At 71.5% G+C, this 19,757-nt stretch carries 16 protein-coding genes and 1 pseudogene; 14 read left to right on the top strand and 3 right to left on the bottom strand.

Annotation, left to right across the window (positions count from 1 at the left end; genetic code table 11):
• Positions 1 to 309 precede the first annotated feature (309 nt).
• Complete coding sequence (locus ACFWP3_RS06070; protein WP_384216751.1) at positions 310 to 1,074, top strand: RNA polymerase sigma factor; 765 nt, start codon at positions 310 to 312, stop codon at positions 1,072 to 1,074.
• Positions 1,074 to 2,120 (top strand): hypothetical protein, encoded by a 1,047-nt coding sequence (locus ACFWP3_RS06065; protein WP_384216647.1) that lies wholly within the window; start codon positions 1,074 to 1,076, stop codon positions 2,118 to 2,120. Before ACFWP3_RS06070 ends, ACFWP3_RS06065 begins: the two co-directional genes overlap by 1 nt.
• Positions 2,121 to 2,304: 184 nt before the next feature.
• On the opposite strand, the gene ACFWP3_RS06060 is transcribed toward ACFWP3_RS06065, so the two are convergent.
• Positions 2,305 to 3,177: a peptidoglycan-binding protein gene (locus ACFWP3_RS06060; protein WP_384216645.1), complete on the bottom strand. Its 873-nt coding sequence runs from the start codon at positions 3,175 to 3,177 to the stop codon at positions 2,305 to 2,307.
• A gap of 172 nt (positions 3,178 to 3,349) precedes the next feature.
• On the opposite strand from ACFWP3_RS06060, the gene ACFWP3_RS06055 reads away from it, so the two are divergent.
• The gene (locus tag ACFWP3_RS06055; protein WP_384216643.1) at positions 3,350 to 4,933 is read left to right on the top strand and encodes a methylmalonyl-CoA mutase; all 1,584 of its coding nucleotides are present in this window, start codon (positions 3,350 to 3,352) and stop codon (positions 4,931 to 4,933) included.
• Between the two features lie 44 nt (positions 4,934 to 4,977).
• Positions 4,978 to 5,628 carry a leucine efflux protein LeuE gene (leuE, locus tag ACFWP3_RS06050; RefSeq protein ID WP_384216642.1) on the top strand — a complete coding sequence of 217 codons (651 nt, stop codon included), beginning with the start codon at positions 4,978 to 4,980 and terminating at the stop codon, positions 5,626 to 5,628.
• Positions 5,629 to 5,661: 33 nt separating this feature from the next.
• Here leuE and ACFWP3_RS06045 read toward each other — a convergent pair whose 3' ends face one another.
• Both ACFWP3_RS06045 and ACFWP3_RS06040 read right to left on the bottom strand, forming a co-directional pair.
• The gene (locus ACFWP3_RS06045) at positions 5,662 to 6,996 is read right to left on the bottom strand and encodes a polysialyltransferase family glycosyltransferase (protein WP_384216640.1); all 1,335 of its coding nucleotides are present in this window, start codon (positions 6,994 to 6,996) and stop codon (positions 5,662 to 5,664) included.
• Positions 6,996 to 7,979, bottom strand: coding sequence for a glycosyltransferase family 2 protein (locus ACFWP3_RS06040; protein WP_384216638.1), 984 nt, complete (start codon positions 7,977 to 7,979; stop codon positions 6,996 to 6,998). The genes ACFWP3_RS06045 and ACFWP3_RS06040 overlap by 1 nt, the downstream gene beginning before the upstream one ends.
• Before the next feature lie 176 nt (positions 7,980 to 8,155).
• On the opposite strand from ACFWP3_RS06040, the gene ACFWP3_RS06035 reads away from it, so the two are divergent.
• The 10 genes and pseudogenes from ACFWP3_RS06035 (at position 8,156) to ACFWP3_RS05990 (ending at position 19,742) form a co-directional block, all read left to right on the top strand.
• Positions 8,156 to 9,457 carry a DUF6716 putative glycosyltransferase gene (locus tag ACFWP3_RS06035; protein ID WP_384216637.1) on the top strand — a complete coding sequence of 434 codons (1,302 nt, stop codon included), beginning with the start codon at positions 8,156 to 8,158 and terminating at the stop codon, positions 9,455 to 9,457.
• Positions 9,454 to 9,831: pseudogene (locus ACFWP3_RS06030) on the top strand (cytidylyltransferase domain-containing protein); the annotation flags it as partial. The gene ACFWP3_RS06035 and the pseudogene ACFWP3_RS06030, both read left to right, overlap by 4 nt.
• Positions 9,832 to 10,272: 441 nt before the next feature.
• Positions 10,273 to 11,181 (top strand): N-acetylneuraminate synthase family protein, encoded by a 909-nt coding sequence (locus ACFWP3_RS06025; RefSeq protein WP_384216749.1) that lies wholly within the window; start codon positions 10,273 to 10,275, stop codon positions 11,179 to 11,181.
• Between the two features lie 44 nt (positions 11,182 to 11,225).
• Entirely contained in the window at positions 11,226 to 12,362 is a 1,137-nt protein-coding gene (locus ACFWP3_RS06020; protein ID WP_384216634.1) for a hypothetical protein, read from the top strand.
• A 137-nt stretch (positions 12,363 to 12,499) separates the two neighbouring features.
• Complete coding sequence (locus ACFWP3_RS06015) at positions 12,500 to 13,792, top strand: amidohydrolase (RefSeq protein WP_384216747.1); 1,293 nt, start codon at positions 12,500 to 12,502, stop codon at positions 13,790 to 13,792.
• A 241-nt stretch (positions 13,793 to 14,033) separates the two neighbouring features.
• Positions 14,034 to 15,086, top strand: coding sequence for a BMP family protein (locus ACFWP3_RS06010; protein WP_384216633.1), 1,053 nt, complete (start codon positions 14,034 to 14,036; stop codon positions 15,084 to 15,086).
• A gap of 144 nt (positions 15,087 to 15,230) precedes the next feature.
• Complete coding sequence (locus ACFWP3_RS06005; RefSeq protein ID WP_384216631.1) at positions 15,231 to 16,973, top strand: ABC transporter ATP-binding protein; 1,743 nt, start codon at positions 15,231 to 15,233, stop codon at positions 16,971 to 16,973.
• On the top strand, positions 16,970 to 18,085 hold the full coding sequence (locus ACFWP3_RS06000; protein ID WP_384216629.1) for an ABC transporter permease: 1,116 nt from the start codon (positions 16,970 to 16,972) through the stop codon (positions 18,083 to 18,085). The genes ACFWP3_RS06005 and ACFWP3_RS06000 overlap by 4 nt, the downstream gene beginning before the upstream one ends.
• Positions 18,082 to 19,347, top strand: a complete 1,266-nt coding sequence (locus tag ACFWP3_RS05995) for an ABC transporter permease (RefSeq protein ID WP_384216627.1) — start codon at positions 18,082 to 18,084, stop codon at positions 19,345 to 19,347. The genes ACFWP3_RS06000 and ACFWP3_RS05995 overlap by 4 nt, the downstream gene beginning before the upstream one ends.
• Positions 19,344 to 19,742: a cytidine deaminase gene (locus tag ACFWP3_RS05990; protein WP_069921639.1), complete on the top strand. Its 399-nt coding sequence runs from the start codon at positions 19,344 to 19,346 to the stop codon at positions 19,740 to 19,742. Before ACFWP3_RS05995 ends, ACFWP3_RS05990 begins: the two co-directional genes overlap by 4 nt.
• The last annotated feature ends 15 nt before the right edge of the window (positions 19,743 to 19,757 follow it).

Below are 19,757 nucleotides of genomic sequence, written 5' to 3'. Positions count from 1 at the left end.
CCACCGGACGCGTTGGTCACGCGGTTGGCCATGCGGACGGGGTGGGTACCACAAACCGGCAGGTCAGAGCCTTAGGGAAGGGGAGGGCGGCCGAGGCCGCCACCCCCCACAGGAGAGGCCCCGGCCACCATCCGTCACGGGCTCGTGCGACAAGCCCGTATCCCTGTCAGCGTCCCGAGTGCGTTTTGTGTCACACCTCGCTCCGCGCAGGGATGGTTGCTCGTTGTACAACGCGTGGACGGCGGTGCTTGAAAGCCGTAACGTGCTGATTTGCGCCAGACGTACAGGACAGTGAACGGGTTGGGGACTTTGCTGGGGGACGACGCGGAGCTGACCGCCGCGGTGCTCGCGGCACAGGACGGCGAAGAGAACGCGTTCCGTGCTGTGTACCGCGCCGTGCACCCACGCCTGCTCGGATACGTACGCACGCTCGTCGGCGACGGCGACGCGGAGGACGTGGCGTCCGAGGCCTGGCTGCAGATCGCCCGCGACCTGGACTCCTTCACCGGCGACGCCGACCGCTTCCGCGGCTGGGCCGCGCGCATCGCCCGCAACCGGGCCCTCGACCACATCCGCATGCGCGGCCGCCGCCCCGCCATAGGCGGCGACGACACCGAGCTCACCGGCTGGGCCGCGGACTGTGACACCGCGGGCGCCGCGATGGAGTCCCTGTCCACCGGCAGCGCCATGGCGCTCATCGCCCAGCTGCCCCAGGACCAGGCGGAGGCCGTCGTCCTGCGGGTCGTCGTCGGCCTGGACGCCAAGAGCGCGGCCGAGACCCTCGGCAAGCGGCCCGGCGCGGTACGGACCGCGGCCCACCGCGGTCTGAAGAAGCTGGCCGAGCTGCTCGGCCCGGAGGGCGCGGAGGGCGGCTTCGAGCCGGACTCGGACCACGAGGGGGGCCGGGGCTCGGATCCGGGCGCCCGCGTCGGCCATAATGCCGGTGGCCAGGCACGGGGCGGCAGGGGCGGGAGGGATCTCGATGCCGTACCCGCGCAGCGCGGCCACGGCGGGGGCCTCGTGGAAAAAACCGGTGTGACGCATTCACGTTGGCGGACGCAGAAGGACATGTGATGGCCGACGAGCGCGACAGGTGGCTGGACAAAGCCGCCGCCGACAGACTGCTGCGCGGCGAACCGGTGGAACCTGTGGGTCCGGCCGCCGATCCGCGTGCCCGGAGCGAAGCCGCCCGGCTGCGGGCCGCCCTCGACAGCCTCGCCCCGGCCGCTCCGGCGGCCGGCGAACTGCCCGGCGAGGCCGCCGCGCTGGCCGCCTTCCGCGCGGCGCACGCCGCGGGCGCGCCCGCGTCCTCCGGACTCCCCGCCTCCGGGCCGCCCTCCGCGACGACGGACCGCTCCGGCGAACCCCTGGTAGCCCTCGGCCGCGCCGCTGCCCTGCGGGTGCCCGCACCCCGGCGCACCCGGGCGGTGCGCTTCGGCCTGGCCGCGGCCCTGGCGAGCGTCGCGGTCGGCGGTCTCGCCGCGGCGGCCGCGGCCGGCCTGCTGGACCGGCCCGGGCACGACACCGCGGGTCCGGGTCCCGCGATGTCGGTGAGCGCCGACGGCGACCCGGCCCAGGGCGACGGCGCCGGGGGCTCGACGCTCGACCCGCAGCTGCGGCCCACCCCCCTGCGGGAGGGCTCCGGTCCCACGCTCGTCCCGGGCACCCCGCAGCCTCCCGGTACGGAGGGCTTCACGGGATCCGGCGGCGACACTCAGGGCGGCGGCTCGTCCGGTACGTCCGCCGTCGGCGGCACGGGCGGCGGCGAGCACGGCCGGGACGGCAAGGACGGGGAGAAGGACGGCACGTTCCGTACGGACGGACTGCCGGACGGCTCCGGCGGCGAGAGCACCAGCCGCGACCGCGACCGGGACCGGGAGAACCAGCGCCGGGCGGTGGACCTGTGCCACGACTACCGGGCCGGACACCTCAACGACGACCGGCGCGAGCGGCTGTCCCGCCTGGCCAAGGGCCTGTCGCGCATTCCGTTCTACTGCGAGGCGCTGCTGGACGGCGTCGTCCACGACGACGGGCGCACGAACGGCCCGAGCGCTCCGGCGGACAGCCCCCCGGTCGGCCGGATGCTGAGGGATCCGGCTCCGGTCGCGTCCCGCCTGTAACACTTTTCGAATCCGTGGCGCAGTACATAACGAGCCGACTGGTCATCGGCCGCGCATGAGCCGGGGTTCCCCCCGTACCCCTGGGCTCTGCGCAACCGGCGCGGGCGGGGCACGTTCCCCCGGCCCTGCCCGCGCCTCTGACATTCGGACCACGCGGACCGAGCGGTCCGCGCGGCCCCCGGTCTCACCAGTAGACGACGACCTTGTCGCCGGCCTGCACCTGGTTGAAGACGGCGGCCAGCTTGCCCTTGTCCCGGACGTTCACGCAGCCGTGCGAGGCGCCGGCGTAGCCGCGGGCCGCGAAGTCGGCCGAGTAGTGCACGGCCTGGCCGCCGCTGAAGAACATCGAGTACGGCATGGACGTGTGGTAGAGCGTGGACGTCCACTCCTTCTCCTTGCGGTCCACCTTGAAGACGCCCTCGCGCGTGGGGGTGTTCTCCGAGCCGAAGCGCACGTCCATGGTGGAGATGATCTTGCCGTCGATCATGAAGGCGAGCGTGCGGCTCTCCTTGCTGATGCACATGACCCGGCCCTCCATGCAGCGCGGGTCGGGCGCGTCGGCCTCGTTCACCGTCGGCGGGCGCAGCTCGTCGGCGGTCGGCTTCTTCGTGGCGCCCTGGATCTTCTTCCAGGTGGCCTCGTCGACCGAACCGGTGGGGTTCAGCCCGTTCTTCGACTGGTAGGACTTCACGGCCGCGGTGGTCTTGGTCCCGTAGAAGCCGGTCGGCGCGACCGACATCAGCTTGAGCTGCTTCAGGCGGGCCTGGAGCTCGCGCACCTGCTCGCTGTCGTCGCCGTTGGCCATGACCTGCTTCACCGTCGGCGAAGGAGAGGCGGACGGGGACGCGGAGGCGGAGGCGGAGGCCGACGGGGACGGCGAGGCCGGCTTGTTGTCGGTGGACGGGGAGGATTCGGGGGAGGCGCCCGCCGCGGGCGTAGAGGGGGCCGATGAAGCGGAGCCCGCGGACTCCGACTTCTGCGGCCCACAGGCGGTCGCGGCGAGCGCGACGGCGGTGGCCACCCCGAGCGTGCGGAATATGACTCTCTGGCGGTGCATGAGCTGTCCCCCGATTTCTACGTTGTGTATCTAGGTGATGCCTCGCACGCGTGGAGAGTTGCACTGGGTCCCGGGATGTTGCGCCATTGTGACCAGCAGCCGACCGCAGGCTTACGAAGCGGAACGGTTGTACCAGTCCCGGGCCCGGTTGCTCCACGGAGGTCTTCGTCACATGGCACGCACCGAGAGCGGAATTCCGATCGAACCCGTCTACGGGCCCGCCGACCTGACGGGGTGGATCCCGCGGTTCGAGCTGGGCGCGCCGGGGGATTTCCCCTACACCAGGGGGATTTATCCGACCATGTACACCGGTCGGCCCTGGACCATGCGGCAGTACGCCGGCTTCGGCACGGCCGCCGAGTCCAACGCCCGCTACCGGCAGCTCATCGAGGGCGGCGGGACCGGGCTGTCCGTCGCCTTCGACCTGCCGACGCAGATGGGCCACGACTCCGACGCGCCCCTCGCGCACGGCGAGGTCGGCAAGGTCGGGGTGGCCGTCGACTCCCTCGACGACATGCGGACGCTGTTCGACGGGATCCCCCTCGACCGGGTCTCGACCTCCATGACCATCAACGCGCCCGCGGCGCTGCTCCTGCTGCTCTACCAACTCGTCGCGGAGGAACAGGGCATCTCGGGCGCGCAGCTGACGGGCACGGTCCAGAACGACGTGCTGAAGGAGTACATCGCGCGCGGCACGTACATCTTCCCGCCCGGGCCCTCGCTGCGGCTGACGGCCGACACCTTCCGCTACTGCCGGGCCGAGATCCCCAAGTGGAACACCATCTCCATCTCCGGCTACCACATGGCCGAAGCGGGTGCCTCGCCCGTGCAGGAGGTGGCCTTCACCCTCGCCGACGGCATCGCGTACGTCCGTACGGCCCTCGAAGCCGGGATGGCGGTCGACGAGTTCGCGCCCCGGCTCTCCTTCTTCTTCGTCGCCCGCACCACCCTGCTCGAAGAGGTCGCGAAGTTCCGCGCGGCCCGGCGGATCTGGGCCCGGGTCATGCGCGAGGAGTTCGGCGCGCGGGACCCGAAGTCGCTGATGCTGCGCTTCCACACCCAGACGGCCGGGGTCCAGCTGACCGCGCAGCAGCCCGAGCTGAACCTCGTACGGGTGGCCGTGCAGGCGCTGGCCGCCGTACTGGGCGGCACGCAGTCGCTGCACACCAACTCCTTCGACGAGGCGATCGCGCTGCCCACCGAGAAGTCGGCCCGCCTCGCGCTGCGCACCCAGCAGGTCCTCGCGTACGAGACGGACGTGCCGCACACCGTGGACCCCTTCGCCGGGTCGTACGCGGTGGAGCGGATGACGGACGACCTGGAGGCGGCCGCGCTCGACCTGATGGGGCAGGTCGAGGCCCGGGGCGGTGCGGTGGCCGCGATCGAGGCCGGGTTCCAGAAGGCGGAGATCGAGCGCAACGCCTACCGCATCGCGCGGGAGACCGACGGCGGGGAGCGGGTGGTGGTCGGGGTCAACCGCTTCGCCCTGGAGCGGGAGGAGCCGTACGAGCCGCTGCGCGTGGACCCCGAGATCGAGGCGCGGCAGTGCGCGGCGCTGGTCCGGCTGCGCGCGGAGCGGGACGCGGAGGCGGTGGGGGCGGCGCTGGCCCGGCTGCGGGAGGCGGCCGCGGAGCCGTCGGTGAACGTGCTCTATCCGATGAAGGAGGCGCTGCGGGCGCGGGCGACGGTGGGGGAGGTGTGCGGGGCGCTGCGCGAGGTGTGGGGCACCTACACCCCGGCCGATTCCACCTGGTGACACCTCCCTTCTGACAGGTGCGTCCTTATGGGACACTCCTGCGCATGCTGGGTGTGACAGATCTTCCGACTTATCTCGCCGGCCTGGTGCTGATCGTTCTGCTGCCGGGGCCGAACTCGCTCTATGTGCTGTCCGTCGCCGCGCGCCGCGGGGTGAAGGAGGGCTACAAGGCCGCCTGCGGGGTGTTCACCGGGGACACCGTGCTGATGGTGCTGACCGCGGCGGGCGCGGGGGCGCTGCTCCAGGCGAGCCCGCTGCTGTTCACCGTGGTGAAGTTCCTCGGCGCCGGCTACCTGGCGTGGCTGGCCGTGGGGATGATGCGGGCCGCCTGGGGGATGTGGCGGAACCGCAAGGCGCGGCAGGAGGAGCTGCTCACCGGCGCGGAGCCGGCCGGCGGCCTGGAGCGGCCGTACCGGCGGGCGCTGGTGGTGAGCCTGTTCAACCCGAAGGCGATCCTGTTCCTGCTGTCCTTCTTCGTGCAGTTCGTGGACCCCGGCTACGCCTACCCCGCGCTGTCGTTCCTGCTGCTGGGCACGCTGTCCCAGCTGGCGAGCTTCCTCTACCTGTCCACGCTGATCTTCACCGGGACCCGGCTGTCCGCCGCGTTCCGCCGCCGCAAGCGGCTGTCGGCCGGGGCCACCTCGGCGGCGGGCGTGCTGTTCCTCGGGTTCGCGGCCAAGCTCGCCGTCAGCTGAGGCCGGGGGCCCGGCCCGGCCGGGCCCCCGGCCTCAGCGCAGGACGCGGCGCAGCCGGCGGGCCATGCGCCGCACCGCCCGGCTGCGGGGCAGGAACGACAGCTGGGCGGGGATGCCGCCCGGCAGCCCGAGCGCGGTGAGCCGGCGGCGGGTGAAGTACCGCCAGGTGCGGCCGGTCAGGTGCCGGGACAGGTAGGCCTCGGCCGCCGGCCGCCGGGCGGCGAGGATCTGCGGCTGCATGGTGAACCCGACCGCCGTCAGCAGCCCGGCCGGCTCCGCGCGGACGTGCTCGGGCGTCGGGGGAGTCCAGGCGCGCACGGCGTCCGCGTCGGCCAGGTCGGGGAGCAGGGCGTCCACCAGGGCCAGCGGTACGCGGTTGCTGTTGGGGTACGGGGTGAGGCGGGCCAGTATGGCGTCCGTGCCGGTCCGCGCCACCGGGAGCCCGTACAGCGTGGCGGCGGTCAGCAGGCCGGTGGAGAAGCAGCCGACGACCAGGGCCGGGCGCAGCCGCTGGTAGAGGGTCTCGGCCAGGAACGGAGTGTCGACCACCGTCATCCGGGCGCCGAGCCGCCCGGCCTCCTCCTCCGCGCGGCGGGAGTAGGCGACCGGGGCGCTGGGGTGCGGTTTGAAGACCAGCTCGGTGTGGCCCAGGGCGTGGGCGCCGCGGACCATCGAGACGTGCAGCTCCTCCTCCTGCTCGGGGGTCATGAGGTCGAGCGCCGACAGGTACTGGCCGAGCAGGAGGGCGGGGGACTCCCCGATGCCGTCCAGGGCGGTGTCCTGCGAGGGCAGCTCCGCCAGCACCTTCAGGAACGCCTCCGACGGCACCAGTTCGACCCGCACCCCGAACTCGGTCAGGAGCAGCGGCTCCAGCCCGGGTACCAGGTCCAGGTGCAGGACGCGGCGCACGCGCATCCCGAGCTGCGGGTCGAGGCGGATGCGCGTGGGGCCGTAGCTCATCAGGCCGTCGGCGTACACGTCGACGGCGGCGCCGGGGAAGATCCGGCACAGGGCCTGGGCGGGCGGCACCTGGAGGGACTCCACGATCAGTTCGACGCGGTCCTCGCCGAGGCCCCACAGGGCGCGCAGCTGCCGTTCCCACAGCGGGACGTCCTCCGCGCGCGGGTTCCAGGTGCTCGGGTGCTGCGGCTCGATGACCCGGTTCCAGTCGAGGACCTCGTCGAAGCGGGGGCGCAGGGCGTCGAATCCGGGCATGTCCGCCACCCCGGGGCTGACCTCGGCGGTGACGGAGTGGTTGCTGGTCAGCAGGATCCGGCGGGCGGAGGGCGGGAAGACGCCGGCGTCGATGCCGGCGGCGAGGGTGGCGGCTCCGTAGAGGGTGGAGGCCAGGAAGAGCTGGGTGGGCATCAGGCGTTCGCCCCCGGGGCGGTCGTGCGGCGGCGGCCGCGCACACGGCGCAGCAGGGTGGAGCGCTCCACGTCCATCGAGTCCAGGACCAGGTCGAGCACGTCCTGCGGCATGCGGCCGAGCGCGTCCGTGCTCATGGAGCGGAGTTTTCTGGCCACGTCCGGTTCGAACCTCTCGATGGATCCGAAATGATGCGCGATAATCGCGCAATATGTTCGGACGGCTTTCGGGAGCAGCAGGTCGGATTCTACGTCCGCCGCGGTATCCGAGAGCACTTGATCAAATGCGCGAATGAAATCGAGCTGCCGTTCGTCGCCGATCTGCGTCAATGAGGTGGCAACCCCGCGCCGGTAGAAGATTCCGGGCATTCCGACCGCGGCGAAGGATTCCGCCTCCCGGTGCAGCCGCCAGATCCACGGCCGGTCCTCCGCGGTCCGCAGGCCGTGGGTGAAGTGCAGCAGCCCGCGGTCCAGCAGCCGCCGGTGGTACATCCCGGCCCAGGCGTACGGGTAGTCCACCGAGGTGGCCCGGTCGGCGGGCAGGATCGCGGTGCGCGGATCGGCGACGACCGCCTCCGGGCCGTACGGGACGCGCTGCACGGTCCTCGACCTGCCGGTGCACTTCACATGGTCGGTGCGGACGAAATCGCAGTTCAGGGCCTCTATGGCGGTCAGGGTGCGGGCCAGGTGGCCCGGGGCCAGCCAGTCGTCCCCGTCCAGGAAGGCGAGGTACTCGCCGCTCGCCGCGTCCAGACCGGTGTTCCGGGCGGTGGCCAGGCCGCCGTTGCGCTCGTGTCTGAGGAGCACCGCCCCGGGCAGCTCGCGCACCGCCCGCTCGAGCAGGCCGGGGGTCCCGTCCGTCGAACAGTCGTCGACGAGCAGGAATTCGAAATCGTCCCGGGCATTGAGTTCGAGACTCTTCAGGGCATCTGGTGCATATGTCTGCACGTTGTAGAACGGCACGACAACAGAGAGCTTGGGCACCCGTGAGACATTAGGACGCCGCCCGGCATTCACTGTGACCCCGACTCGGATTCCACGTGAACGGCGTGCGGCGGGCGCGTTAACCCGCGCGCTTTCGCATTCCGTCGACGCGTTGTTAACCCGCTGTTGTGCGTTCGTTGGGCCGATCACCGAATTTGCGGAATAGCTTCTGCCGCGTGCCAGAACGCAAACGCGTCGCCGTTATCGCCGATTCCGACACGCGATGGAAATGGGGCGCACTCACCGCCCGCCGTCTCGTGCCCGACCACCAGCTCGCCGGATTCCTGCTGCGCGGACGTGCCACACCCACCGCGCGCCAGCTCGGCGAAGTGGGTGTCCAGGGTGACCGGCCGACCGAGGTGACCTGCGCGGAGTTCCTGACCGAGATCGGCCGGGAGCGCTACGACGTGGTCGTCCTCGCCCTCGTCGGCGGGGCCGTCCAGGCCGTCCTGCACGGGGCCCGCGCCCTGTGGCCCGAGCCGGCCGGCCGCCCCGTCCTCGTCACCGGGTACGTGGGCGTCGTATACGAGAAGCTCGCCGACGGCCTGCTGCTGCGGCACGGCGCCGACCTCGTGCTGGCCAACTCCCGCCACGACGCGGAGCGGTTCCGGGCCGTGTACGAGGGGGTCGGCGCGGACGCGGGCGCCGTCACCGAGACCGCACTGCCCTTCCTCGGCGGGGCGCCGTACGAGCCGGCCGGACCGCGGACCCACACGGTCGTCTTCGCCGTCCAGCCCTCCGTGCCCGACAGCCGCGCCGACCGCACCTACCTGCTGGAGCGGGCCGCCGGGCACGCGCGGCTGCACCCGGACCGCGAGGTGCTGATCAAGCTGCGCAGCCGCCCCGGCGAGCACACCACGCACCTGGAGGAGCAGCCCTACCAGCGGCTCGCCGCCAAGCTCCCCGGCGGCCTCCCGCCCAACTGCCGCCTGGTGTACGGGAACATGGGCGAGGTCCTGGACGGCACCGACCTGCTGGTCACCGTCTCCTCCACCGCCGCCCTGGAGTCCCTGCACCGCTCCATCCCGACGGCCGTCCTCACCGACCTCGGCATCCGCGAAGCCCTCGGCAACCACCACTTCCTGGGCTCCGGCTGCCTGGCCTCCTGGGACCAGCTCGACGCCGGACTGCTCCCGCGGGCCGACGCGGACTGGCTGGCGGCCCAGGGCGTCACCGGAGCCGGGGACCCGTACGCGGCCGCCCGGGCGAAGGTCGCCGCGCTGCTGGCCGAGCCCGTCCTGCCGGCGCCCGACCCGTACTACACGCTCACCACCGCACCCCGGTACCTGCCCGGGATCCTCGCCCGGCAGCACCTCGCGCCCGACGGCACCCCGCTGCCCGGCGCGGTGCGCGAGACGGCGGGACAGTCCCGCCTGCGCCGCAGGCTCCGCGCCCATCTGCGCGACGCCGCCCGCGGGGCCTACCGGCACGGAGTGCAGCGCGTGGCCCCCGTGATCCGCCGGATGGGGGAGCTGTGAGCCCCCGCGTCCTCGCCGTCATCCCGGCGCGCGGCGGCTCCAAGGGGGTCCCCGGCAAGAACCTCGCCGAGGTCGCCGGCACCCCGCTCGTCGCCCGCGCCGTCCGGGCCTGCCTCGCCGCGCCGACCGTCACCGACGTGGTGGTCTCCACCGACGCCGCCGGCATCGCGGCCGCGGCCCGCGCCGCGGGCGCCGGCGTGATCACCCGCCCCACCGCGATCTCCGGCGACACCGCGAGCAGCGAGGCCGCCCTCCTGCACGCCCTCACCGCCTTCGAGGAACTGCACTCCGTGTCCGTGGACGTGGTCCTCCTCGTCCAGTGCACCAGCCCCTTCCTGGCCGCCTCCGACGTCGAGGCGGTCGCCGCGGCCGTCGCCTCCGGCGCCGCCGACTCGGCCCTGACCGCGGCCCCCTTCCACGGCTTCCTCTGGCGCGAGGACCCCGACGGCTTCGGCACCGGGGTCAACCACGAGACGACGTACCGCCCCCGGCGCCAGGACCGGCCCCAGGACCTGCTGGAGACCGGCGCCGCCTACGCCATGGACGCCGCCGGCTTCCGCACCGCCCGCCACCGCTTCTTCGGACGCACGCTCCCCGTCGCCACCGACCCCGCGCGGGTCCTGGAGATCGACGACCCGCACGACCTGGAGCGCGCCCGCCTGCTCGCCCCCCTCCTCGACGTACGACCCGACCCGCAGCGCACACCCCACGCGGCACCCGGCACACCCGCCACACCCGCCACACCCCACGCCACACCCCACGCCGCACCCGAAACACCCGCTCTCGTACCCCCGCACCGAAGGACGTCACCTGTCATGACCGCCTCCCCCAACACCCGCCTCCGTACCTTCGGATCGCGCACTGCGGGCCCCGGCCGGCCCGTGTACGTCGTCGGCGAGATCGGCATCAACCACAACGGCGACCTCGGCAACGCCTTCGCCCTGATCGACGCCGCCGCCGAAGCCGGCTGCGACGCCGTGAAGTTCCAGAAGCGCACCCCCGAGATCTGCACCCCCCGCGACCAGTGGGACATCGAGCGCGACACCCCCTGGGGCCGCATGACCTACATCGACTACCGCCACAAGGTGGAGTTCGGCGAGGACGAGTACCGCGCCATCGACGAGCACTGCGCCACCCGCGGCATCGACTGGTTCGCCTCCCCGTGGGACACCGAGGCCGTCGCCTTCCTGGAGAAGTTCGACCTCCCCGCCCACAAGGTGGCCTCCGCCTCGCTGACCGACGACGAGCTGCTGCGCGCCCTGCGCGCCACCGGCCGCACCGTCGTCCTGTCCACCGGCATGTCCACGCAGAAGCAGATCCGCCACGCGGTGGAGGTGCTCGGCAGCGACAACATCCTTCTCTGTCACGCCACTTCGACGTACCCGGCCAAGGCCGAGGAGCTCAACCTGCGGGTCATCAACACCCTCCAGGAGGAGTACCCCAACGTCCCGATCGGCTACTCCGGCCACGAGACGGGCCTGCAGACCACGCTGGCCGCCGTTGCCCTCGGCGCCACCTTCGTCGAGCGCCACATCACCCTCGACCGCGCGATGTGGGGCTCCGACCAGGCCGCCTCCGTCGAGCCCGGCGGCCTCACCCGCCTGGTCCGCGACATCCGCACCATCGAGACCGCCCTGGGCGACGGAGTCAAGCGCGTCTACGAGTCCGAGCTCGGCCCCATGAAGAAGCTCCGCCGCGTGCAGGGTGAGCTCGCGGCCGTCTGACCTGCGGTCCGCCCCGCGGTCCACCCTGAGATGAGGAGTACGCGGTGACCCCTTCCGGCCCCACGCTGGCTTTCGTCGAGAGTCCGGTCCAACTGCTCAACGTGCTGGAGTGGATCCACGCGCGCGCCGCCGCCCCGGCGGACGGCCGTCCGCTGCTCGACGGCGTTCCCAGCCAGGTCCGCAGCGCGGGGCCGGTGCGGATCGTCGTACTGCCGCCCACCGACCCCATGTCCCGCGGCCAGCTGCGCCGGATGGCCGCGCTCGCCCGCGACGAGGGGCACGAGGTCCGCTGGCAGGAGGCCCGCGGCGGCCGGCTCGCACCGCTGAAGGCGCTCGCCGCCCTGGCGGGCGACGTCCGCGCGGCGCACACGGTCGTCGTGGGCGACCCCTTCTCCCGCTACGTCCAGCTGCTGCTCACCCTGGTACGGGCCGAGCGGCTCGTGGTGGTCGACGACGGCACCGCCACCATGGAGTTCATCGCCCAGACCGCCCGCGGCGAGCGCCTGGTGCGCTGGCACCGGGTCGGCGGCGGCGGGCTCGCGGGCCGGGTGCGCGAACTGGCGTACGCACCGGTCTCGGCGACCGCCCGGCGCCGCTTCACGGCCGCCGAGGCCACCGGCACAAAAGCAGCCCGGCACGTCGAGGTGTTCACCTCGATGCCCGTGACCGCCCACGGCGCCATGACGCTGCGGATCAACGACTTCGCCTGGACCCGGGCCCGCTTCGGCCCGCCGCGCCTGACCAAGGGCACCGACCTGGTCGGCACCTCGCTCGTGGAGACGGGCGTGGTGGACCCGGCCTGCTACCTGGACGCGGTGCGCACCCTGACCCGTGTGCACGGCGCCACCCGCTACTTCGCGCACCGCCGGGAGTCCCCGGAGAAGCTGCGCACGCTGAGCGAGGCGACCGGGCTGGAGATCGTACGTCCCGACCTGCCGCTGGAGCTGATCGCACGGCGCGGTCCGGTCGGCCGCACCATCGTCAGCTTTCCGTCCACCGTCGTCCACACCCTGCCGTACGCGCTCACCGGCACCGGTGTGACCGTGGCCGTATGCGATATCGACCCCGACTGGCTCACCGGGTCCGCCTCGCCGCGCGCCCGCGGCTTCCTCGCGGGGGTCACCGACAGCGCCCGTGATGTGCGCAGACTGCCCGCTCAGGCCGCTCCCGCGGCCGGATGAGCGGGCGAGTGTACCCCCGGGCGCATCCGGTCATGCGTCCAGAGGCCGGGTTTCTTTCCCCTAACGGCATGAACTTTTCGTGATCCTCAGCCAGTTGGGCCATTGGTGCGCCTACCCTTCAACAGGTGAACCAGTTGATGTCCCGCGAGTCCCAGACCGCCCAGCCCGCCGTGTCCGAGCGGCCCGAGCTGCCCGGCAAGCTTCCGGACCACCTGCGTGCCGAACTGATCGCCTTCCGCCGGGACTTGCACATGCACCCGGAGCTCGGACACCAGGAATTCCGCACCACGGCGGCGATCAAGGCCCGGCTCGAGAAAGCCGGCCTGCGCCCACGGGTGCTGAAGTCCGGAACCGGCCTGATCTGTGACGTGGGGACCTGGGAGTCAGAAGGGGCGCGCAGCTCGTTTGAGGGTGGTGGTGGGCGACGGGCGGGCGTGCGGCCGATGCTGGCCCTGCGCGCGGACATCGACGCCCTGCCCATCCCGGATGCCAAGACGCACGTCTCGTACCGCTCGACCTTCCCGGACCGCGCCCACGCCTGCGGGCACGACGTGCACACCGCGATCGTGCTCGGCGCCGGACTGGTCCTCGCCGAGCTCGACCGCCAGGGCCTGCTGCCCCGTCCCGTGCGCCTGCTCTTCCAGCCCGCCGAGGAGGTGCTCCCGGGCGGGGCGACCGAGGCCATCGAGTCCGGGGTGCTGGACGGCGTGGGCAAGATGATCGCCGTGCACTGCGACCCCCGGGTCGACGCCGGGCGGATCGGGCTGCGGCCGGGCCCCATCACCTCCGCCTGCGACCGGCTGGAGGTCACCCTCTCCGGCTCCGGCGGGCACACCGCGCGCCCGCACCTGACCACCGACCTGGTGACGGCCGCAGCCCGGGTGGCCGTGGACGTCCCGGCGCTGCTGACCCGGCGGATGGACGCGCGCTCGGGGATGTCGGTCACCTGGGGCCGGATCGAGGCCGGGCACGCCTGCAACGTCATCCCGATGCACGCCGAGCTGTCCGGAACCGTACGGTGCCTGGACCTGAACGCCTGGCACGAGGCGCCGGACATGATCCACGCGGCCATCGACGAGGTCGCGACGATGCACGGGGCCAAGTTCGAGATCAACCACGTGCGCGGGGTGCCCCCGGTCGTCAACGACCCGGTGGTCACCGAACTGCTCCGCGAGGCGATGACGGTCCGCTGTGGCGCGGGGTCGGTCGAGGACACCGAGCAGAGCCTGGGCGGCGAGGACTTCTCCTGGTACCTGGAGCACGTCCCGGGTGCCATGGCCCGCCTCGGCGTCCGCCGGCCCGGGGACACCGCCAAGCACGACCTGCACCGGGGCGACTTCGATGTGGACGAGTCCGCGATCGCCGTCGGCGTCGAGTTCTTCACGGCCGCGGCGCTGCTGGACGCGCGGCGTGCGGGGGTCGTCAGGTAACGGCCGTGAGCACGTCACCCGGGCTTCCGGTACAGCATCCGCACTGATCGCGGCGGAGGTGTCCAGCCCTTGGTACACAAGGGCTGGGCACAAGACCAGTTACCGATTGGTCACTGTCCGGTTCGCGACGATCCGATAACGACTCATGAACGGGCCTTTAACTGACATCTACGCGCGTTACGATCGCCGCGAAACCAGCGCCGGTCGTGGCGCTTCGGTCAGGTTTTGAAGGAGCCTCCCCTTGCGCCGGATCACCAGGATCGCCACCGTGGGCCTCGCGTCCGCCGCGCTGGCCCTCTCGGCCACCGCCTGTGGCGGTAAGAAGTCGTCGGACACCGGATCTTCGGACTCGAAGGAAGCCAGCGCCGCCATCGCGTACGACATCGGTGGCCGCGGCGACCAGTCGTTCAACGATGCCGCGTACGCCGGCCTGCAGAAGGCCGAGTCGGAGCTGAAGATCAAGGGCGCCGAGGCGGAGCCCACCGACGGCGAGGGCGAGGCCGACAAGGTCCAGCGCCTCACCGAGCTCGCCCGCAAGGGCAACAACCCGGTCATCGGCGTCGGTTTCGCGTACGCCCCGGCCATCAAGAAGGTCGCGCCGAAGTTCCCGGACACCACGTTCGGCATCATCGACGACACCTCGGTGACCGGCCCGAACATCGCCAACCTCGTCTTCAACGAGGAGCAGGGCTCCTACCTGGCCGGCGTCGCCGCCGCCAAGGTCTCCAAGACCGGCACGGTCGGCTTCATCGGCGGTGTCGAGGTTCCGCTGATCAAGAAGTTCGAGGCGGGCTTCACGCAGGGCGTCAAGGACACCAACCCGAACGCCAAGGTGCTGTCCCAGTACCTGACCCAGCCGCCGAACTTCGACGGTTTCGCCAAGCCCGACCTCGGCAAGGCCGCCGCGCAGGGTCAGCTCGACGCGGGCGCCGACGTGGTCTACGCCGCCGCCGGTCTGGCCGGCTCCGGTGCCATCGAGGCCGCCTCGGCCAAGGGCAAGTGGGCCATCGGCGTCGACTCCGACCAGTACAACCAGGCGGGTCTGGCGAAGTACAAGGACGCGATCCTGACCTCGGTCACCAAGGACGTCGCGGACTCCGTCTTCGACCTGATCAAGTCGGTCAAGGACGGCAAGCCGACCACCGGTGAGATCCGCTACGGCCTGGACAAGAACGGCGTCGGCCTGGCCGACTCCAACCCGAAGTACAAGGAGATGACCGACGTCATCGCCGCGGTGGAGAAGGCCAAGGCCGACATCATCGCCAAGAAGATCAACGTCAAGACCGCGCCGTAAGGCCTTTCCTGACAGGTAGTTCTGGTCTCCGGGGTCCGGGAAGCGGTCTCTATCGCTCCCGGGCCCCGAGCCGTGTTCCGTGTCGCTTGTGGCCGGTCGGCCTCAAGTTTTCACTTCCGACAGTGCTACGCGCGTAGAAGCATCGTGGACGCGATACTTTCACTCCCCGCCCTGTCCCCCTGCCTCCCGCTCCTTCCGCGCCAAGGAGAGTGCGTCATCAACGCGTCCAGCCCGCCCCCCGCCGTAGAACTGCACGGCATCACCAAGCGCTTCCCCGGCGTCGTCGCCAACAAGGACATCGCGATCACCGTCCGCAAGGGCACGGTCCATGCCTTGATCGGCGAGAACGGCGCCGGCAAGTCGACCCTGATGAAGATCCTCTACGGCATGCAGAAGCCGGACGAGGGCACCATCGCCATCGACGGGGAGCAGGTCTCCTTCAGCAGCCCCGGCGACGCCATCGCCCGCGGCATCGGCATGGTCCACCAGCACTTCATGCTCGCCGACAACCTCACCGTCCTGGAGAACGTGGTTCTCGGCGGCGAGAAGCTGTACGGCATCGGTGCCAAGGCCCGTAAGAAGATCCAGGAGATCTCGGACGCCTACGGCCTCGGCGTGCGTCCCGACGCCCTGGTCGAGGACCTGGGCGTCGCCGACCGCCAGCGCGTGGAGATCCTCAAGGTCCTCTACCGCGGCGCCAAGATCCTCATCCTCGACGAGCCGACCGCCGTGCTCGTGCCGCAGGAAGTGGACGCGCTCTTCGACAACCTGCGCGAGCTCAAGGCAGAGGGCCTGACGGTCATCTTCATCTCGCACAAGCTGGGCGAGGTGCTGAAGGTCGCCGACGACATCACGGTCATCCGGCGCGGCACCACGGTCGGCACCGCCGACCCGAGGACGGCCACCACCAAGCAGCTCGCCGAGCTGATGGTCGGCGCCGAACTCCCCTCGCCCGAGACCCGCGAGTCCACGGTCACCACCACGCCGATGCTGGAGGTCAGGGGCCTGACCCTGGCCGAGACGGGGGTCCCGACCGCGCCCGTGGCGATGACCCCGGCCGACGGTGCGACCGACGACACGTACGTGCACGAGAACGTGCCCGTGGGCCGGCTGGTGCTGAACGACGTCACCTTCACCATCCACAAGGGCGAGGTCCTCGGCATCGCCGGTGTCGAAGGCAACGGCCAGACCGAGCTGATCGAAGCGCTGATGGGCATGAACACCCCCGACGCGGGCGTGGTCAGGCTGGACGGCGCGGACATCACGAGCGAGCCGGTGCGCAAGCGCCGCGTGGCCGGCATCGGCTACATCCCCGAGGACCGGCACCGGCACGGCCTGCTGCTGGAGTCCCCGCTGTGGGAGAACCGCATCCTGGGCCACGTCACCGAGGCGCCCAACTCCAAGCGCGGCATCCTCGACATCAAGGCGGCCCGCAAGGACACCGAGCGGATCGTGCGCGAGTACGACGTCCGCACGCCCGGCATCGAGGTCACCGCGGCCTCGCTCTCCGGCGGCAACCAGCAGAAGCTGATCGTCGGCCGCGAGATGAGCCACAACCCGAAGTTCCTGATCGCCGCCCACCCCACCCGCGGTGTGGACGTCGGCGCGCAGGCGCAGATCTGGGACGCGATCCGCGAGGCCCGCCGCGAGGGCCTGGCCGTCCTGCTCATCTCCGCGGACCTGGACGAGCTCATCGGCCTGTCCGACACCCTGCGGGTGATCTACCGCGGCCGCCTGGTCGCGGACGCCGACCCCGCGACCGTCACCCCGGAGGAGCTCGGCACCGCCATGACCGGCGCCGCCTCGGGGCACCTGGAAGCAACCGACAACCACTCCGCCGCCGGTACCGAGCCCGGTACCGATGCACCGGAGGACGAGGCCCGATGAAGAAATTCGACAAGGACCGGCTGCTCCTCGGCTTGGCCGGGCCCGTGCTCGCCCTGGTCAGCGCCTTCCTGCTGACCGTGATCGTGCTGGCGGCGACGGGCATCGACCCGATCGAGCCGCTGCGCCTGATGGTGGAGAACGCCGGCTACGAGGACGTCCAGGTCCTCATCGTGAACCAGGCCGGCACGTACTACCTGGCCGCCCTGGCCGTGGCCATCGGGTTCAGGATGAACCTGTTCAACATCGGCGTCGACGGCCAGTACCGCCTCGCGGCGATGCTCTCCGCCGTGGTCGGTACGGCCGTGGTCCTGCCCGGCCCGCTGCACCTGCTGCTGATCATCCTCGTGGCGATGCTCGTCGGTGCCTTCTGGTCCGGCATCGCCGGTGTCCTCAAGGCCAAGCGCGGGGTCAGCGAGGTCGTCTCCACGATCATGCTGAACGCCATCGCGACCAGCCTGATCGCCTGGCTGATGCTGCCGAAGAACCTCGGCGTCCAGCTCGAGGGCTCCAACGACCTCACGACCGGCGACATCGCCGAGTCGGGCTGGTTCCCGGCGGTCTCCCTCGGCGACGGGCTGGAGATCTACGGCTTCACCTTCGTGGCCTTCGCCCTCGGCATCGTCTACTGGTTCGTGCTCAACCGGACCCGCTTCGGCTTCGACCTGCGCGCCACCGGCGCCAGCGAGTCCGCCGCGCAGGCCTCCGGCGTCGACGCCAAGAAGATGATCATCACCTCGATGCTCATCTCCGGCGCGGTCGCCGGCCTCGCCGGCATGCCGCAGCTGCTCGGCGAGACGCACACCTACAACCTGGCCTTCCCGGTCGGTGTCGGCTTCACCGGCATCACCATCGCGCTGCTCGGCCGCAACAGCCCGGTCGGCATCCTCTTCGCCGCGTTCCTGATGGCCTTCATCGACAAGGCCTCGGCCTCGCTCGACCAGGCCGGCTACGCGAAGGAGATCGGCACGATCATGAAGGGCCTGATCGTCATCGCGGTCGTCGTCTCGTACGAACTCGTCCGCCGCTACGGCATCCGGCGCCAGCAGCAGAAGGTCGGCGAGGAGCTCGCCGCCGGGCACGCCATCAAGACCGACAAGGAGGTCGCGGCGTGAGCACCAGCACTGTCTCCGCGACGGCCGCCGCCCCGAAGAAGTCCGGCGGCCGCAAGAAGCTCACCCTGCCCTGGATCATGCTGATCATCGCGGGCGGCCTCGCGCTGGTCTCGCTGGTCCGCCTGATCAGCGGGGCCAACGACCTGACCTCGGTCGGCCAGGTATCCGGCGCCCTGTCCCTCGCCGTCCCGATCGGCCTCGCCGGCCTCGGCGGCCTGTGGGCCGAGCGCGCGGGCGTCGTCAACATCGGCCTCGAGGGCATGATGATCCTCGGCACCTGGTTCGGTGCCTGGGCCGGCTACCAGTGGGGTCCCTGGACCGGTGTGCTCGTCGGCATCGCCGGCGGCGCCCTCGGCGGCCTGCTGCACGCGATCATCACCGTGACGTTCAACGTCAACCACATCGTCTCCGGTGTGGCCATCAACATCCTGGCGCTGGGATTCACCCAGTACCTGTCGAACTTCACCTTCGCCGAGGCCCCGGGTGGCTCCTCCAAGCAGTCCCCGCAGGTCGAGCCGATCTACAAGATCACCGTGCCGGGGCTGTCCGACTGGATGTCCGATCTCCAGGGCAAGCACTGGTTCTTCGTCTCGGACCTCGCCGGCGTCATCGGCGGCCTGGTCACCGAGCTCTCGCTGCTGACCGTCGTCGCCCTGCTGCTCATCCCGGGCACCTGGTGGGTGCTGTGGCGGACCACCTTCGGCCTGCGGCTGCGCTCCTGCGGTGAGAACCCCATCGCGGCGGAGTCCCTCGGCGTCAACGTCTACAAGTACAAGTACATCGCCGTGATCGTCTCGGGCGCCCTGGCGGGCCTCGGCGGCGTGTACCTGTCCGAGGTCGCCAGCCCCATCTACCAGGAGGGCCAGACCGGCGGCCGCGGCTACATCGGCCTCGCCGCCATGATCTTCGGCAACTGGATGCCGGGCGGCATGGCGCTGGGCGCGGGCCTGTTCGGCTTCATCGACAGCCTCAAGCTGCGCGGTGGCGCGACGAACGTCCACGCGATGCTGCTGCTGATCGCGATCCTGCTGGTGCTGGTCTGCGTCTGGCAGCTGTACAAGAAGAAGCACCTCCAGGCCGGCATCTCGGCGGTCTGCGCCGCGCTGCTGTTCCTCTGGTACGCGGTCACCGACTCGGTGCCCAGCCAGTTCGTGGACGCCGCCCCGTACGTGACCACCCTGCTGGTCCTCGCACTGTCGGCGCAGCGGCTGCGGATGCCGAAGGCGGACGGCATGCCGTACCGCAAGGGCCAGGGCAAGTGACAAGCGCGCCCACCGTCGACTGGGAGGCCCTGCGCGAGGCCGCCCGGGACGCCATGTCCCGGGCCTACGCCCCGTACTCGGGCTTCCCGGTCGGTGTCGCGGCCCTGGTCGAGGACGGCAGGACCGTCGTCGGCTGCAACGTCGAGAACGCGAGCTACGGACTCAGCCTGTGCGCCGAGTGCGGCCTGGTGTCCTCCCTCCAGGCCACGGGCGGCGGCCGGCTGACGCACTTCACCTGCGTCGACGGCCGGGGCGAGATCCTCGTCCCGTGCGGCCGGTGCCGGCAGCTGCTCTTCGAGTTCGGCGGACCGGAACTGCTGGTGGAGACCCCGAAGGGGATCCTCCCGCTGGCGGAGATGTTGCCGCAGGCCTTCGGGCCGGACCACTTGAGATAGCCGTGCCGACGGCCC

Source organism: Streptomyces sp. NPDC058525 (assembly GCF_042719495.1).
Taxonomy (GTDB): Bacteria; Actinomycetota; Actinomycetes; order Streptomycetales; family Streptomycetaceae; genus Streptomyces.
This window is presented reverse-complemented; position numbering and strand designations above follow the sequence as displayed.

Bases quoted from the DNA above. Each gene is read 5' to 3' on its own strand.
- ACFWP3_RS06065 (WP_384216647.1), top strand. From the start codon at position 1,074: ATGGCCGACGAGCGCGACAGGTGGCTGGACAAAGCCGCCGCCGACAGA.
- ACFWP3_RS06060 (WP_384216645.1), bottom strand. From the start codon at position 3,177: ATGCACCGCCAGAGAGTCATATTCCGCACGCTCGGGGTGGCCACCGCC.
- ACFWP3_RS06055 (WP_384216643.1), top strand. From the start codon at position 3,350: ATGGCACGCACCGAGAGCGGAATTCCGATCGAACCCGTCTACGGGCCC.
- leuE (WP_384216642.1), top strand. From the start codon at position 4,978: ATGCTGGGTGTGACAGATCTTCCGACTTATCTCGCCGGCCTGGTGCTG.
- ACFWP3_RS06045 (WP_384216640.1), bottom strand. From the start codon at position 6,996: ATGCCCACCCAGCTCTTCCTGGCCTCCACCCTCTACGGAGCCGCCACC.
- ACFWP3_RS06025 (WP_384216749.1), top strand. From the start codon at position 10,273: ATGACCGCCTCCCCCAACACCCGCCTCCGTACCTTCGGATCGCGCACT.
- ACFWP3_RS06015 (WP_384216747.1), top strand. From the start codon at position 12,500: ATGTCCCGCGAGTCCCAGACCGCCCAGCCCGCCGTGTCCGAGCGGCCC.
- ACFWP3_RS06000 (WP_384216629.1), top strand. From the start codon at position 16,970: ATGAAGAAATTCGACAAGGACCGGCTGCTCCTCGGCTTGGCCGGGCCC.